The sequence below is a fragment of the uncultured Roseobacter sp. genome (genome assembly GCF_947499265.1).
GTDB lineage: Bacteria > Pseudomonadota > Alphaproteobacteria > Rhodobacterales > Rhodobacteraceae > Roseobacter.
In genome coordinates, this window is sequence record NZ_CANMNK010000002.1 from 249047 (window position 1) to 264234 (window position 15188).

At 59.9% G+C, this 15188-nt stretch carries 8 protein-coding genes and 1 tRNA gene; 3 read left to right on the forward strand and 6 right to left on the reverse strand.

The annotated features are described in order from the left end of the window. Positions 1 to 155 precede the first annotated feature (155 nt). Together Q1A63_RS05860 and Q1A63_RS05865 are read left to right on the forward strand one after the other, a co-directional pair. On the forward strand, positions 156 to 1556 hold the full coding sequence (locus Q1A63_RS05860) for a nucleotide sugar dehydrogenase (protein WP_299631016.1): 1401 nt from the start codon (positions 156 to 158) through the stop codon (positions 1554 to 1556). A gap of 44 nt (positions 1557 to 1600) precedes the next feature. Next, on the forward strand, positions 1601 to 4306 hold the full coding sequence (locus tag Q1A63_RS05865; protein ID WP_299631018.1) for a calcium-binding protein: 2706 nt from the start codon (positions 1601 to 1603) through the stop codon (positions 4304 to 4306). Between the two features lie 21 nt (positions 4307 to 4327). Here Q1A63_RS05865 and Q1A63_RS05870 read toward each other — a convergent pair whose 3' ends face one another. From Q1A63_RS05870 to Q1A63_RS05895, 6 genes are all read right to left on the reverse strand, one after another. Then, the gene (locus Q1A63_RS05870) at positions 4328 to 4942 is read right to left on the reverse strand and encodes a response regulator transcription factor (protein ID WP_299631020.1); all 615 of its coding nucleotides are present in this window, start codon (positions 4940 to 4942) and stop codon (positions 4328 to 4330) included. Positions 4943 to 5126: 184 nt separating this feature from the next. Continuing rightward, a tRNA-Gly gene (locus tag Q1A63_RS05875) sits at positions 5127 to 5201 on the reverse strand. A 118-nt stretch (positions 5202 to 5319) separates the two neighbouring features. Further along, positions 5320 to 5700, reverse strand: coding sequence for a VOC family protein (locus Q1A63_RS05880; RefSeq protein ID WP_299631022.1), 381 nt, complete (start codon positions 5698 to 5700; stop codon positions 5320 to 5322). A gap of 131 nt (positions 5701 to 5831) precedes the next feature. Then, the gene (locus Q1A63_RS05885; RefSeq protein ID WP_299631024.1) at positions 5832 to 9272 is read right to left on the reverse strand and encodes a pyruvate carboxylase; all 3441 of its coding nucleotides are present in this window, start codon (positions 9270 to 9272) and stop codon (positions 5832 to 5834) included. A gap of 160 nt (positions 9273 to 9432) precedes the next feature. Next, positions 9433 to 10572, reverse strand: coding sequence for an alpha-hydroxy acid oxidase (locus Q1A63_RS05890; protein WP_299631026.1), 1140 nt, complete (start codon positions 10570 to 10572; stop codon positions 9433 to 9435). Between the two features lie 88 nt (positions 10573 to 10660). Continuing rightward, positions 10661 to 12556 (reverse strand): diguanylate cyclase, encoded by a 1896-nt coding sequence (locus Q1A63_RS05895; RefSeq protein ID WP_299631027.1) that lies wholly within the window; start codon positions 12554 to 12556, stop codon positions 10661 to 10663. Between the two features lie 216 nt (positions 12557 to 12772). Between Q1A63_RS05895 and Q1A63_RS05900 the strand changes: the two genes are divergently transcribed. Continuing rightward, complete coding sequence (locus tag Q1A63_RS05900; RefSeq protein WP_299631028.1) at positions 12773 to 15184, forward strand: UvrD-helicase domain-containing protein; 2412 nt, start codon at positions 12773 to 12775, stop codon at positions 15182 to 15184. Positions 15185 to 15188: the final 4 nt, after the last annotated feature.

The following is a 15188-nucleotide window of genomic DNA, read 5'->3' on the forward strand; positions in this document are numbered from 1 at the left end:
AGCGTCGTTTCTTTGAACCCGCGCGAAGGGTCAAGCGAGGCTATGCCAAAGGATAGGGACCCCATACAAATTTTATCCGACCTATACGGGCGCGGAAAAGATTGTTGAAAAACAGTCCGCTACAAAGGGTTCAGTTACGAGTAAAGGATTTAAAGATGTTTGACAGTCCCCCCACGTTCGCCCAGGAAATCGCGATCCCTCCCCTGCGGATGGTTGATGAAAAACCAGCCATCAGCGTCGTTGGCCTTGGCTACGTGGGGGCTGTTTCGACGGCCTGTCTGTCCAGCCTCGGGCACCCTGTGATCGGTGTGGATATTGACCCCGATAAGGTGGCATGCATCGGCAACGGACGCTCTCCGATCCACGAAAAGAGCCTGGAGCATTTGCTGCAAAAGGGCGTCGCGCGCGGCCTGGTAACGGCCACGGATGATCTGGAACAGGCCGTGGTGGAAACGGACGTCACCTTTGTTTCCGTCGGCACGCCAACGGCCGCAGATGGCGGGTGCGATCACAGCTATATCGACGCCGCCGCCCGCGCCATCGGCGCCGGATTGAAGCGCAAGCAGGATTTTCATGTGGTGGTGATGCGATGCTCGATCCCGCCGGGCGTCACCATGGGGTATATGGCCCCGATCCTCGAAGAGGTGTCAGGCCTCAGGGCGGGCGTGGATTTTGGTGTCTGCTTCAATCCCGAATTCCTGCGTGAGGGCGTGGCGGTCGAGGATTTCTACGCGCCGCCCAAAACGGTTATTGGTGCAAATGACGACCGCAGCGCGCGCATTCTCTCGCGCATCTACGAGGCGGTCGATGACGCGCCGATCATCACCTCCGTCGAGACGGCGGAGATGGTCAAATATGTGGACAATGTCTGGCACGCGACCAAGGTCTGCTTTGCCAATGAAGTCGGACGTCTGTGCAAGCCACTGGGTGTCGACAGCCACGATGTGATGGATGTTTTCGTGCAGGACACGAAGCTCAATCTCTCGCCCTATTACCTCAAACCCGGTTTTGCCTACGGGGGGTCCTGCCTGCCGAAAGAGGTGCGCGCGGTTGCCCATATCGCAGCGGCGCAGGGTGTCGATGTGCCCCTGATCAACAGCCTTGGCGCGTCGAACACATCGCATATCGACACCACCATTGGCATGGTTCGACAGACCGGGGCGAAAAAGGTCGGTGTTCTGGGGCTGGCTTTCAAGCCTGGGACAGATGACTTGCGCGAAAGCCCAATTCTGGAGGTGATCGCCGCCCTCAACGCCGAAGGTGTCGAGGTTGTCATCCACGACCCGGTCATCACGCCGGACACGCCACTGGCCGGGCAACTTGCCTATGTGCGTCATGGCAGCCCCGGTTTGCAGGCGCTGGCAAAGGACCTGCCGGGCATGATGCGCGCGGAATTGGATGACGTTACGCAAGACGTCGAAGCGCTGATCGTGACCCATGCCAATCCGGCCTATCGGGCAGCGGCACTGAATGCAGGCGATACGCCCGTCATCGATGTTGTTCGTGTGGCGCAAACCCTCCCGCCGTCGCCGGCCTACAGCGGCATCGGCTGGTAAATCAGCTTCGTCATCAACGGTACGCATAATCAAGGAAAAGAAAAATGTCAGTAAATCAAAATCAATCCCTCCAGATCGGCACCCACCTGTCCGAAGCACTTTACGGCACCACGGCCTCCGACTATGTGGTCGGGCTCTCCGGTGATGACGTGATCCGAACCGACATGGGGGACGATGTTGTTTTCGGCGATTTCCTGCAGTCGAACCTGCTGAATGGCACCGAAAACGCCACCAGCTTCGCACAATATGCGGAAACGGGGGTTTGGGCGGTCACCACCGGCGCAAATGGCCACACCAGTATGAGCCAAGCGGTCGATACCCGGTTGGGCGAGGTCTATGAGATCCGTTTTGATCTGGCGGCCAACTATGGCGCGGGCTCCGTCAGCGGCGCGGTGGAGGTGCTGTGGAATGGTACGGTGATCGACAGTTTCGACACCAACAGCGCCAGCTTTTCCGCCCATGATATCACCTTCGAAGGTGTGGATGGCATCGGTGAATTGACGTTCCGGTCCATTGACAGCGCCCAGCCCACCGGTCCGGTTATTCACACGGACGGTCCGATTTACTACTATGAAAAGCAGATGCAGATCGGTGACCAGCCCGTTGAAGTGAAGGCCTTTGCCGAAGGCCAGCCCAATATCTATCAGGTCATCAATGGCACCCTTCAGGTCTTTGATCCGCAGGCCGGCACCTACACACGCGCCGGAGAGACGGCGACTGTGACGGTCAATGCGATTGGGTTCAACACCCAGGACGACATGATCTACGGTCTTGCCGTATCGAATGGCACGGATAGCCTTGGCAATGCCGTGGCCAGTTCTGACCTGGTGATGCTGGATGCCTCGGGCGCCAGTTTCCGCATTGGCACCACACCCTATCGCTCCTGGACGGGGGATTTTGATGCGGATGGCAACCTCTGGGCGTTCCAGTCCAGCATGGATCGCATCACGATGATCGATGTGGACGACGTGGGCGCGGATGGCGCCGTTGCAACAAAGACGTTTCCGTTCCCCAAGTCCATGATCACGGATCAGCTCTGGGATGTGGCCTTTGACGCGCAAAGCGGGTCCTTTTTTGGTGTGACGCGTCCCATCGCCGAGGGCCGCCCCAGCACGCTCTACCAGATCGATATCTCCACAGTGGCTGACGGTGGTGTGCCGACCATTTCCACCACCCAGATCACCGGCACGGTGATCGACGGCATCCTCCAGGACGGCGTGCCGCAGATCACATTCGGTGCCGCGATCCATGATGCGGATGGCAATCTCTATGTTGGGGGCAATGGTGGTGATCATGATATGAACGATGCCACGGCCAGCGCCGGGGGTATCTACCGTGTGGTGCAGGAGGCGGGCAGCGACACCGCGCATCTCGAACTGGTGGCGACCAGTCCTAAATCCTATTCCAACGATGGCACCGCAGACCCGCGCGCCATGGACCCGTTTACCGAGATTGATCGCGCCGCAACTGTTCTGATCCGCGATCTGAATGTAGCGGCGACAACGGGGGGCGACACCTCATACGACGATGTCATTGAAAACGGTGCCGGGGCGGATGCCGCCCATGGTGGGATCGGTGATGACAAGATCGCGGGCCAAAGCGGGAATGACACGTTGACTGGTGGTGATGGCGATGATCAGCTCTTTGGCGGCAATTCCGACCGAAGCGCCGCGCCCGTTGCCTATACCTATGACGGGCTCGGCAACCGCTACGATGCCGCGGGCAACCTGCTGCCCGAAGACAATGATACGCTTTTTGGCGGGGCGGGGGCGGATATGATCCACGGCGGCGCTGGCAATGACCAGCTTGATGGCGGGACGGGCGATGACGAACTCATCGGCGGGTCCGGGTTCGACACGCTGCACGGGGGGGACGGTCACGATCAACTTTCGGGGGGATCGGAAAATGATCATCTTTATGGCGGGGTCGGTGATGACACGCTGACAGGTGGCACTGGCAACGATCACCTTTTTGGTGACGCCGGAGCCGATACGCTGGCGGGTGGCGAAGGCGATGATGTGATGGACGGCGGGGCGGGCAATGATCTGCTCAATGGCGGTGTTGGCGATGACCTGTTGAACGGCGGGCAGGGTGACGACGTTCTGCGCGGCAGCACGGGCAACGATATCCTGACCGACGCCCACGGCAATAACACGATGGAAGGTGGCTCTGGACACGACCAGCTGACCGGCGGCAGCGGCATCGATCATATGACCGGGGGCTCTGGAAATGACATTCTCTCAGGGGGCGGTGCCCGTGATGTTCTGAAAGGCGGTACCGGTGATGACCGGCTCGACGGGGGCGATGACAAGGACAAACTCTACGGTGGCACCGGCAATGATGTGATCCATGGCGGCAACGGCAGCGATTATATCAACGCCTCAGCTGGGGATGATCAGGTTGATGCGGGCGCCGGCCGCGACAAGATCCTGCTGGGCGCAGGGGACGATATCGCCCTGGGTGGTGCTGACACCGATTGGTTTGTGTTCCGCGCCGAGGATATGGACGGCGGCACCGACACGATCCAGGATTTCACTTGTGACGGTGTTGAAAATGACCGCTTGGACTTCCGGCTGCTTGAGCTCCTGGCGGCGGGTCAATCCAAATCAGAATGGGTCGCGGAACACGTGGTTCAGAACCAGGATCATAGCGTAACCATCGATGTGCAGGATCTGACCGTTAATCTATGGGACCACAACGACATGATGGACGCGTTTTACCTTCAGGTCTGTGACGGTTTGGAGCTTTGAAGCGCGCGCGAGAGTGGCAGGTCAGAACAGGCCTGCCTCTTTCGCGATCATCGCCGCATGAGTGCGGTTCTTTGCTTCCAGCTTGCGGCAAAGCGTTTTGACATGCAGCTTGATGGTGACTTCCTGCAGATCGATCTCGCGCGCGATCTCCTTGTTTGCAAGGCCGCGCGTCAGGCCGGAAAGCACCTGCAACTCACGCTCTGTCAGCACATCCTTGAGCGGATGCGCGGTCTCTTCCTCTTCCTGGGTCATAAAGTCGATGGGCGCATATTTCTCGCCCATGGCCATGAACCGAATGGCGTTTACCAGCGATTTGGCGGCAACCGTTTTGGGCAGGAAGCCAGCGGCGCCCATTTCCAGCGCTTCTTCTGCAATCGATTTGCTGGCCGATCCCGATATCAGCGCCACAGGCCTTGGCCGCACCGCATCCATGATTTTTTGCAGGCCGTTCAACCCGTTCATTCCCGGCATCTCGTAGTCAAGCAACACCAGATCGAAGGGATCATGCGCCACCAGCGCTTTTTCAACGCCGGTCAGGTCGCTGGATTGGACAACCGTGAACCCATCTTCGTTTTCGATAAAGGCCGCAATCGTCTCGCGGACCAATTCATGATCGTCTGCTAAGAGAATTCTCACCTGTGCCTCACATTTGATCTCCGGCACCTGCATACCACCTAAACGCTAAAATCGTATGGCTTTTCATGCATTTTCTTTGGTGGTGCCAGACGCTCGCCGGTGACCATGTGGAGAGTAAAAAACACGTGCCAACAACGGCGATAGATGACGCCGTCGTAACACGATGATTTTCCTGAGGACCCATTGGAGCGGGCGAGGCGATTCGAACGCCCGACCCTAACCTTGGCAAGGTTATGCTCTACCCCTGAGCTACGCCCGCTTCCTTGGGTGAGCCGTGGAATACCCCTGCTGCCGATCACCTGCAAGAGGAAAAACCCAAAACCGGGATATTTTTTTGGCCGCTGACGGTCCGCCATATTCGGAGATTTTTCCCAGGCTCAGCTGGCTTTTTGAAGCAAATCCCAACGGTTGCCAAACGGGTCGCGGAAAACGGCCACGCGACCATAGAGTTCGTCGCGCGGGTCTTCTTCAAATATGATGCCACGGGCCAACAGGCGCGCGTGATCCCGGGCAAAATCGTCGGTTTTCAGGAACAACCAGACCCGCCCACCGCCTTGCTGGCCGATCATCGCTTTTTGCTCGGGGCCGTTTGCTCTGGCCAGGACAACGGATGTGGTTGCGCCCGGTGCACGCACTTCGACCCAGCGTTTGCGCCCTTGTGGCTCATCAGCGATCAGTTCAAATCCCAAGGTGTCACAGAAAAACGCAATCCCGGCGTCATAATCGGGAACGATAAAAGAGAAAGAAGAGATTTCCATCCGGCCCTCCTGATGGCGTGGCGGGGTCGGCGCGATGGAGGCTGCGCCGCGTTTCATATCTTTTTGACCGCCTCACCATAGTAAAGCAGCTCACTGAAAAAGTGCTTTGCCTTCAATGGCCTGTGGCCACTTTACTCCAACTCGACCAGCAGATCCTTTGCATCGATCTGCCCACCCGGCGTGACATGCACGGCCTTAATCACCGCATCGCGTTCGGCGTGGATGCCGGTTTCCATCTTCATCGCTTCGATGGTCAACAGCAGATCGCCCGCTTTCACCTTGCCGCCGACCTTCGCGGCCACCGAGGCCACAACGCCCGGCATCGGTGCGCCGATGTGGTTTGCGTTGCCGGCTTCTGCTTTGGGACGTTGTGCGGTGGTTGCCTTGACCAACCGGTTCGGCACCCGAATGACCCGTGGCTGGCCGTTCAGCTCAAAGAAGACCTTGACCTCGCCGTCCTCATTGGTGTCACCCACGGCCTGCAGCCGGATTTCCAATGTCTTGCCCGGGTCGATCTCGGCGGAGATTTCCTCACCCGGTTCCATCCCGTAAAAGAACGTGCGGGTCGGCAGCGTGCGCACCGGGCCATAGGTGCGATGACGGCCCATATAATCCAGGAAAACTTTGGGGTACATCAGGTAGCCAGACAGGTCTTCATCATCGACGGTGCGGCCCTCCATCGCGTCGGAGGCCTCCTTGCGCAGCGCTTCAAGGTCTGCTGCGGGCAGGTGTTTGCCGGGCCGCTCGGTATTGGGTTTTTCGCCCTTGAGCACCTTGTCCAAGATGCCGGTCGGGAAGCCGCCGGGAGGCTGCCCAAGGTTGCCGCGCATCATGTCAATGACGCTGTCGGGGAAGGACACATCCGTGCCAGGGTCTTCCACATCGGCGCGCTTCAGGCCTTGCGATACCATCATCAGCGCCATGTCACCCACCACCTTGGACGACGGCGTGACCTTCACGATATCGCCGAACATCTGGTTCACATCCGCATAGGTCTGCGCCACCTCATGCCAACGATCTTCCAGCCCCAATGAGGCCGCTTGTGCCTTGAGGTTGGTAAACTGACCGCCGGGCATTTCGTGCAGATAGACCTCGGACGAGGGCGCCTGCATGCCGGTCTCGAAGGCCGCGTAGTGGCTGCGCACCTCTTCCCAGTAATCCGAGATTTCGCGTACCGCCGCCATGTCCAGCCCGCTATCGCGGTCGGTGTGTTTGAGGGCCGAGACAACGGAGCCAAGGGTTGCCTGGCTGGTGTTCCCTGAAAGCGCGTCCATCGCACAGTCGACCGCATCAACACCGGCTTCGGAGGCGGCGAGGATGGTCGCGCAAGCGACACCAGCGGTGTCATGGGTGTGGAAGTGAATGGGCAGGCCGACCTCGGATTTCAGCGCCCGGATCAGCTGGCGCGCAGCGGCGGGTTTCAGCAGCCCGGCCATATCCTTGAGCCCCAGCACATGGGCGCCTGCTTCGCGCAGTTCCTTGCCCATATCGACATAGTACTGCAGGTTATACTTCGCGCGGTCGGGGTCGTTGATGTCCCCGGTGTAGCAGATCGAACCTTCACAAACCTTGCCCGCTTCGATCACCGCATCCATGGCGACGCGCATGTTCTCCACCCAGTTGAGGCTGTCAAAAACGCGGAACACATCGACACCGGTGTTCGCGGCGACGCGGACAAATTCCTGCACCACATTATCGGGGTAATTGGTATAGCCGACGCCGTTGGAGGCGCGCAGCAGCATCTGCGTCATCACGTTAGGCATGGCCGCGCGCAGATCGCGCAACCGCTGCCAGGGGCATTCCTGCAGGAACCGGTAGGCCACGTCGAAGGTCGCGCCGCCCCAGCATTCCACGCTGAAAAGCTGTGGCAGGTTGGCGGCGTAGGCGGGGGCCACCTTGATCATGTCATGGCTGCGCATCCGCGTGGCCAGCAGCGACTGGTGACCATCCCGCATCGTGGTGTCGGTGATCAGCAGCTGGCGCTGTTGTTTCATCCAGTCGGCAACGGCCTGCGGGCCTTTTTGCTCCAGCAGATTGCGCGTGCCCATCATCGGCTCGGCTTTCAGCGCCGGGGGGCGTGGGTCTCGGACATGGGCACCGGGGCGCGGGTGGTCCTTGGTCTCCGGGTGCCCGTTAACCGTGATGTCCGCGATATAGGTCAGCACCTTGGTGCCGCGGTCCCGGCGGCGGCTGAACTGGAACAGGTCCGGCGTCTCATCGATGAATTTGGTGTGGTAGGTATTATCAAGGAACGTCGGATGTTTCAGCAGGTTCTCGACAAAGGCGATGTTGGTGCTGACCCCGCGGATACGGAACTCACGCAAGGCTCTGTCCATCCGCGCAATCGCGGCTTCGGGTGTCTGCGCCTTGGCGGTCACTTTCACCAGCAGGCTGTCATAGTAGCGCGTGATCACGCCGCCGGAATAGGCCGTGCCGCCATCGAGCCGGATGCCCATGCCGGTCGCCTCGCGGAAGGCGGTGATACGGCCATAATCGGGGATGAAATTGTTCTGCGGATCTTCGGTGGTGATCCGGGTCTGCAGCGCGTGCCCGGTGAGGTGCACGTCACCCTGCGTGGGTTTGCCCGTGGCGTCCGCGATGCTCTTGCCCTCGGCGATCAGGATCTGCGCCTGCACGATGTCGATGCCGGTGACCTCTTCGGTCACCGTATGTTCGACCTGAACCCGCGGATTGACCTCGATGAAATAGAACTTGCCGTCCGCCATATCCATCAGGAATTCGACCGTCCCGGCGCATTCATAATTCACGTGTTTGCAGATTTTATAGCCCAGCTCGCAGACCTCTGCGCGCTGCGCTTCGGTCAGATAGGGGGCAGGCGCGCGCTCCACCACTTTCTGGTTGCGCCGCTGAACGGAGCAGTCCCGCTCATAAAGATGGTACATGCCGCCGTGTTTATCGCCGAGGATTTGCACCTCCACATGACGGGCCTTGAGGATCATCTTTTCCAGATAGCCTTCGCCATTGCCGAAGGCCGCTTCGGCCTCGCGGCGGCCCTCCAGCACCTTTTCCTCCAGCTCAGCTTCGGCGTTGATCGGGCGCATGCCGCGCCCGCCACCGCCCCAGGAGGCCTTCAGCATCAGCGGATAGCCGATCTCTTTCGCTTCCGCCTTGATAGCTTTCATGTCATCGCCCAGCACTTCAGTGGCCGGGATCACCGGCACATCTGCGGCCATGGCAACGCGGCGGGCCGAGGCCTTGTCCCCCAGTGCCCGCATCGTTTCCGCACGTGGCCCGATGAAGGTGATGCCATTCTGGTCACAAGCATCCACAAATTCGGGGTTTTCAGACAACAGCCCGTATCCGGGGTGGATCGCGTCGGCACCGGACGCCTTGGCCACCCGGATCATCTCGTCAATCGACAGATAGGCGGCCACGGGTCCCAATCCTTCGCCAATCCGGTAGGCTTCATCCGCCTTGAAACGGTGCAGGCCCAGCTTGTCTTCCTCGGCATAGACCGCGACCGTTTTCTTACCCATCTCATTGGCGGCGCGCATGATGCGGATGGCGATTTCGCCACGATTGGCAATCAGGATTTTGCTGAATTCTGGCATGAGATGGTTTCTTTCGGTGTTGGTCGGGTGCGTCTGTGTAGAAAGATTATCTTGGCGCGTAAACGCGTAGTATTGGGTAGAGCCGGTTATTTCCGCCGCACCGCAGCATTTTGCGACAGAAATGTAAAGTGACCATCGTCCCTTCGGTGCCTGCGCGAGGTTAGGTCAATCTCAGGGGCGGTGGCAAATCCTGCAGCCTGCGTGCGCCCAGTTGGCCCATGTTTGAAATGAGATCCTTGGTCAGCAAGTCCACAAGGTGGTCGACGCCTTTGGGACCCAGGGCGGCAAGGGCAAAGTGAAATGCGCGGCCCAGCATGATAAAATCGGCGCCCAAGGCGAGGGCGCGCAGGATATCGAGGCCGCCTTCGATGCCGCTGTCAAAAATCAGGGGCAGCTTGGTTGCGGCGCGGATGTCGGGCAGGGCGTCGATGCTCGCCGGGGCGGCATCAAACTGCCGCCCGGCGTGGTTCGACACCCAAAGCGCATCCACACCCGCTTGTTCCGCAGGCTGCGCATCTTCCGGGCGCAGCACTCCTTTGAGGACAAACGGCCCGTCCCAGGCATCGCGCAGCCATGCGACATAGTCCCAATCCGGCGAGGTGCGCAGCAGGTAACCGACGTGCGCGGTGGAGGACAGCGGCGTTGCCGTCTGCGGCGCGTATTTTTCCAGAGTTCGCATCTTTGGCAGACCGCGCTGCGCCATCGCCAGGGCCCAGGCGGGGCGCAGCGCAATCTGCCCCATCAAACGCGGTGTAAGCCGTGGGGGCATGGTCAGGCCAGAGCGCGTTTGCCGTTCGCGGCGCGAGGCTACCGGCACATCCACGGTCAGCACCAATACTTTGAAACCGGCCAGCTTGGCGCGGCCCAGCATGTCCCGGCGGATGTTTTCGTCGCGCGGCGGGTACATTTGAAACCAGGCTGCCGGTCCCAAATGGGGGGCGAGATCCTCTGGCGACTGCGTGGCCACGGTCGACAGCGTATAGGGAATGCCCGCGCGCGCCGCACCCCGCGCCAGATGTCCCTCGGCGTCCGGCCAGATCAGCCCGGACATGCCGACAGGCGCCACACCGAAAGGCAGCGGCAGATCGTCGCCGAATAGGCGGGTGCTCAAATCCGGTGTGAATTCGCCGCGCAGAATTGCGGGTGCAAAGCCGATCCGGTCCAGGCAGGTTCGGTTGCGCGTTTTTGTGGCCTCATGGCCCGTGCCGCTGTCGAGATATTCCCAGACAAATTTCGGAATGCGTTTTTGCGCGCGGGCGCGCAGGTCAACGAGGGCAGGGTAGGTGCTGTGCAAATCCATGCCGGGACGCTAGCAACCAATCGTGGAGCCGGAAAGCGCGTTTTACACCGGCTCGACCCCGTTCAGGTTCGCCGTCAACGGTTCAATGCTAACTGGCCCGCGACACATGTTCCGCCTGGGCTTCGAATGCGCGGTCCGCCATTTCTTCGGCATCTTCGCTGCGCCCTCCGCCGTCGGTACGGCCAACGACCACCAGATTGCGACCCTGTGCCTTGGCGTCATACATCGCGTCATCGGCCACACGCAGCAGGTCCTGTGGCATCTGGCCATGGTCCGGGAAAAGCGCGACCCCAACCGAAACGGTGATCCGTGGCAGGTTCTTTTCGCCATAGCGTAGTGTGATGGCTTCGATGGCGCGGCGCAGCTTTTCCGCGCGGTGTTCGGCCGTCTGACGGTCTGTGCCCGGCAGCAGCAGCATGAACTCCTCGCCGCCCATCCGGCAGGCAATCTCATCGCCATCGCAGGCCCGTTCCAACGCTTCACCCACAGTGCGCAGGACCATGTCACCCGCATCATGCCCGTGGTTGTCGTTGAATTTCTTGAAGTGATCCACATCCATATAGAGCATGCTGAACGGGCTCTCGTTCCGCTGTGCGCTCTGGATCATTGTCCGCAGATAATCCGTCATATGCCGACGGTTGAACAGACCCGTCAGAGGGTCGCGCACCGAGCGTTCCTGCAGCTGGTCGCGCATCTGCACATTGGCAATGGCGAGGCTGATCTGTTCGGCGCACATTTGCGCCAGCTTCTGGTTTTCGCGAAAAACCTCAACCGGGACCATGGATTTCGCTTTCAGATGCATCAGGCCAACTGTTTCGCCATGGGCCAAGATCGGGAAGCAGAAATAGGGGCGGTCGTCATGGGGCTCCGCATGCTCGCAGACAAAATCGATGCTGGAGGTGCCATAGATATAGGTGCGCCCACGCCGCAGGCCCCAACACTCCTCGGGATGAATATGCGCTTTATGCGTGCCTTCATTCCAGGCGGCCGCACCGTCCAGCACATCCCGCGAGTTGGAATATACATAGACGCTCCCTTCACAATCCGGCAGCATATGCGTCATGAAACGCGCGACCATTTCAAAGAGTTCGTCGAGTGACCGGCTGGATTGCAGCCATTCATTCAACTCGCCGAGCAGGCTCACCTCACGGGCCAGCTGCATCTGCCGCTCAAGCGATTGACGCTCCTGTGTCGTCCGGGTTTCCAGTTCCAGCATCTGCCGCCGCCCCCGGCGCAAAACCGACGATACAATGACGGAAAAGATGGTCATGAAGATCGCGGACAGGGTCATCATCAACCACTCGATGCGCCAGGCATAGGTGTCGCGAATGTCGGTCATATCGGTGTAGAACTCGATCGCGCCCACAACGGCCCCGTCAATCACCACCGGCGTGTAGACTTCGGCCACCTCCCGCGACATCTCGTTGGTGTCGGCCAAGGCGTGCAGCTCAAAATCATCTACCTCGGAGGCCGATTTGGTTGAATGCGTGTAATACGCCTCTCCCCGCATGACCTGCTCCGAGAAATAGGGTGTGGCATTGACGCCGCCGATGTCCGAGGCGCGGCTGGACCAGAAGACGTTGCCCTCGGCGTCGAAGAGTTTGAACCGGTAAATGTCGGAGGCCCGCGTGATCTGTGACAAGAACAGCGTGTCTCGAGACGTAAGGCTGTATTTGCTGTCGACGATGGGGCTGCTGGAGTTCAAACCCTGATTGCCCGGCCCGATGTCCGTATCGGGCACAAATGCACGCGCGCCGTAGTCCAACTGATCGAGCACGCGTTTGCGCCAGAGTTTGGCCTCCTGCTTGATGTCCGTCTCCAGCATCCAGTCGACAATCGGGTAGGGCAGCTTGATGTTGGCGAAGATGTTGGCGGCGGCCATGAAGACCAGCAGGGCAACAACACCGTATTTGCGAATCCGGACCGAAGACGTTTTATCTTTGATATGATCCGAAATCTTGTTGGACAGTTCTACCACTTCCACGCGATACACTCCTCTGAAACACCATGTACCGGGATGAGGTGTTAAGATTTCGAATTCCTTAATCTCTTGATCTGCCAATGGTAAATGCGTGCCGTTACAGCCGGTATTTCAGTTGCATTTGTCCTAGTTTGGGCGGGTTCCCATGCGTCATAGGACCTGTCGAACATTATAAGAACATAGCTTTAAACCGAGGCCAGTCCGGGGTAAGATGGCGCCATGAGCAGTTTTGATGAAATGGACGCCTTTGACGGCGCATCGCTGAGTGCGCGGGCGATGGCCGCCCGTCCGCAGCCCTATCTGGATGGTCTGAACCCGGCACAGCGCGCCGCGGTGGAGCAGTTGGACGGCCCGGTTCTGATGCTGGCCGGTGCGGGGACGGGTAAAACCCGGGCGCTGACGGCGCGGATCGTGCATTTGCTGAACACCGGGCGGGCCCGACCCAACGAGGTGCTGGCCGTGACCTTCACCAACAAGGCCGCGCGCGAGATGAAAAACCGCGTGGGCCAGATGTTGGGCCAACAGGTGGAGGGAATGCCCTGGCTTGGCACCTTCCACGCGATCTGTGTGAAGCTCTTGCGCCGCCATGCGGAACTGGTGGGGCTGAAGTCGAACTTCACCATTCTGGACACCGACGACCAGTTGCGGCTGCTCAAACAATTGGTCTCTGCCGCCAACATCGATGACAAACGCTGGCCCGCGCGGCAACTGGCCAGCATCATCGACGGCTGGAAGAACCGCGCCCTGACGCCAGAAAAAGTGCCCGCCAGCGATGCGGGCGCCTATAATCATCGTGGTACGGAGATTTATGCGCAATATCAGACACGGCTGAAGGAGCTGAACGCCACCGACTTCGGTGATCTCCTGCTGCACATGGTCACGATTTTTCAGGCGCACCCGGATGTGTTGGCGCAATACCAGCGCTGGTTCGCCTACATCCTCGTCGACGAATATCAGGATACGAACGTGGCCCAATATCTCTGGCTGCGCCTACTGGCGGGGGGGCACAAGAACATCTGCTGTGTAGGCGACGATGACCAGTCGATCTATGGCTGGCGCGGTGCCGAAGTGGGCAATATCCTGCGGTTCGAAAAGGATTTTCCGGGCGCTCACGTGGTTCGGCTGGAGCAGAATTACCGCTCCACCCCGCATATTCTGGCCGCAGCTTCCGGTGTGATCGAAGGCAACGAGGGGCGGCTGGGCAAGACGCTGTTCACCGACCTGACCGAGGGCGAAAAAGTGCGCCTGATCGGGCATTGGGACGGCGAGGAAGAGGCGCGCTGGATCGGCGAGGAGGTCGAGGCCGCACAACGCGGCACCCGCGGGATGAAGCCCTTTGGCCTCGATCAGATGGCCATCCTGGTGCGCGCGTCGCATCAGATGCGCGCTTTTGAGGATCGGTTCCTGACCATCGGGCTGCCCTACCGCGTCATCGGCGGCCCGCGCTTTTACGAGCGGATGGAGATCCGCGATGCGATGGCCTATTTCCGCGTCGTGGTTAGCCCGGACGATGATCTGGCCTTTGAGCGGATCGTGAACACACCCAAACGCGGCCTTGGCGACAAGGCACAACAGACCATTCAGCGCATCGCGCGGGAAAACGGCGTCGCCCTGCTCGAAGGCGCGCGGATCGTGGTGGAGACGCGTGCCATCGGCGGCAAGGGCGGCGCGGCGCTGGCGCAGCTTGTTGAGGGCATTGACCGCTGGGGCAAGATGACAAAAGGGCGCCTGCTGTCGGTGTCCGAGACCGATGACGTGATCGATGATGGCACGGTTCAGATGGAGTATGGCCCGCCTGAGGTCAGCCATGTGGAACTGGCGGAGATCATCCTGGATGAAAGCGGCTATACCGCGCATTGGCAAAACGACAAGACGCCCGAGGCGCCCGGGCGGTTGGAAAACCTCAAGGAGCTGGTCAACCAGCTGCATAACTTCGAAAACCTGCAGGGATTCCTCGAACATGTCAGCCTGATCATGGACAATGAGAGCGATGACGGCGGCGAAAAGGTGTCGATCATGACGCTGCATGCGGCCAAGGGGCTGGAGTTTCCGGTTGTGTTCCTGCCGGGCTGGGAGGACGGTCTCTTTCCCTCGCAACGCTCGATGGATGAAAGCGGGATGAAAGGTTTGGAGGAAGAACGCCGTCTGGCCTATGTCGGCATCACGCGGGCCGAAGAGGTCTGCACCATCTCCTTTGCGGCCAACCGGCGGGTGTTTGGCCAGTGGCAAAGCTCGATGCCCTCGCGATTCATCGACGAGTTGCCCGAGGAGCATGTCGAGGTCCTGACCCCGCCTGGCCTCTACGGCGGTGGCTATGGTGCGGCGGCGCCCACGTCCAACCTGCATGACGCGGCGGCAGAGGCGAATGTCTATAATTCACCGGGCTGGCGACGCTTGCAGGCCCGCAGTCAGGAACGCCCGGTCAGCCAGCCGCGCGAAAGCAAGAACACCGTGATCGACATGTCCGCCGTTTCCAGTTTCACCATGGGCGAACGGGTGTTCCATCAGAAATTCGGCTATGGGGCCATTCAGGGCATCGAGGGTGACAAGCTGGAGATCGCGTTTGAAAAGGCGGGTGTTAAAAAGGTGGTCGCCAAATTCGTGACAGGGTGCGACGATATCCCGTTTTGAGCGC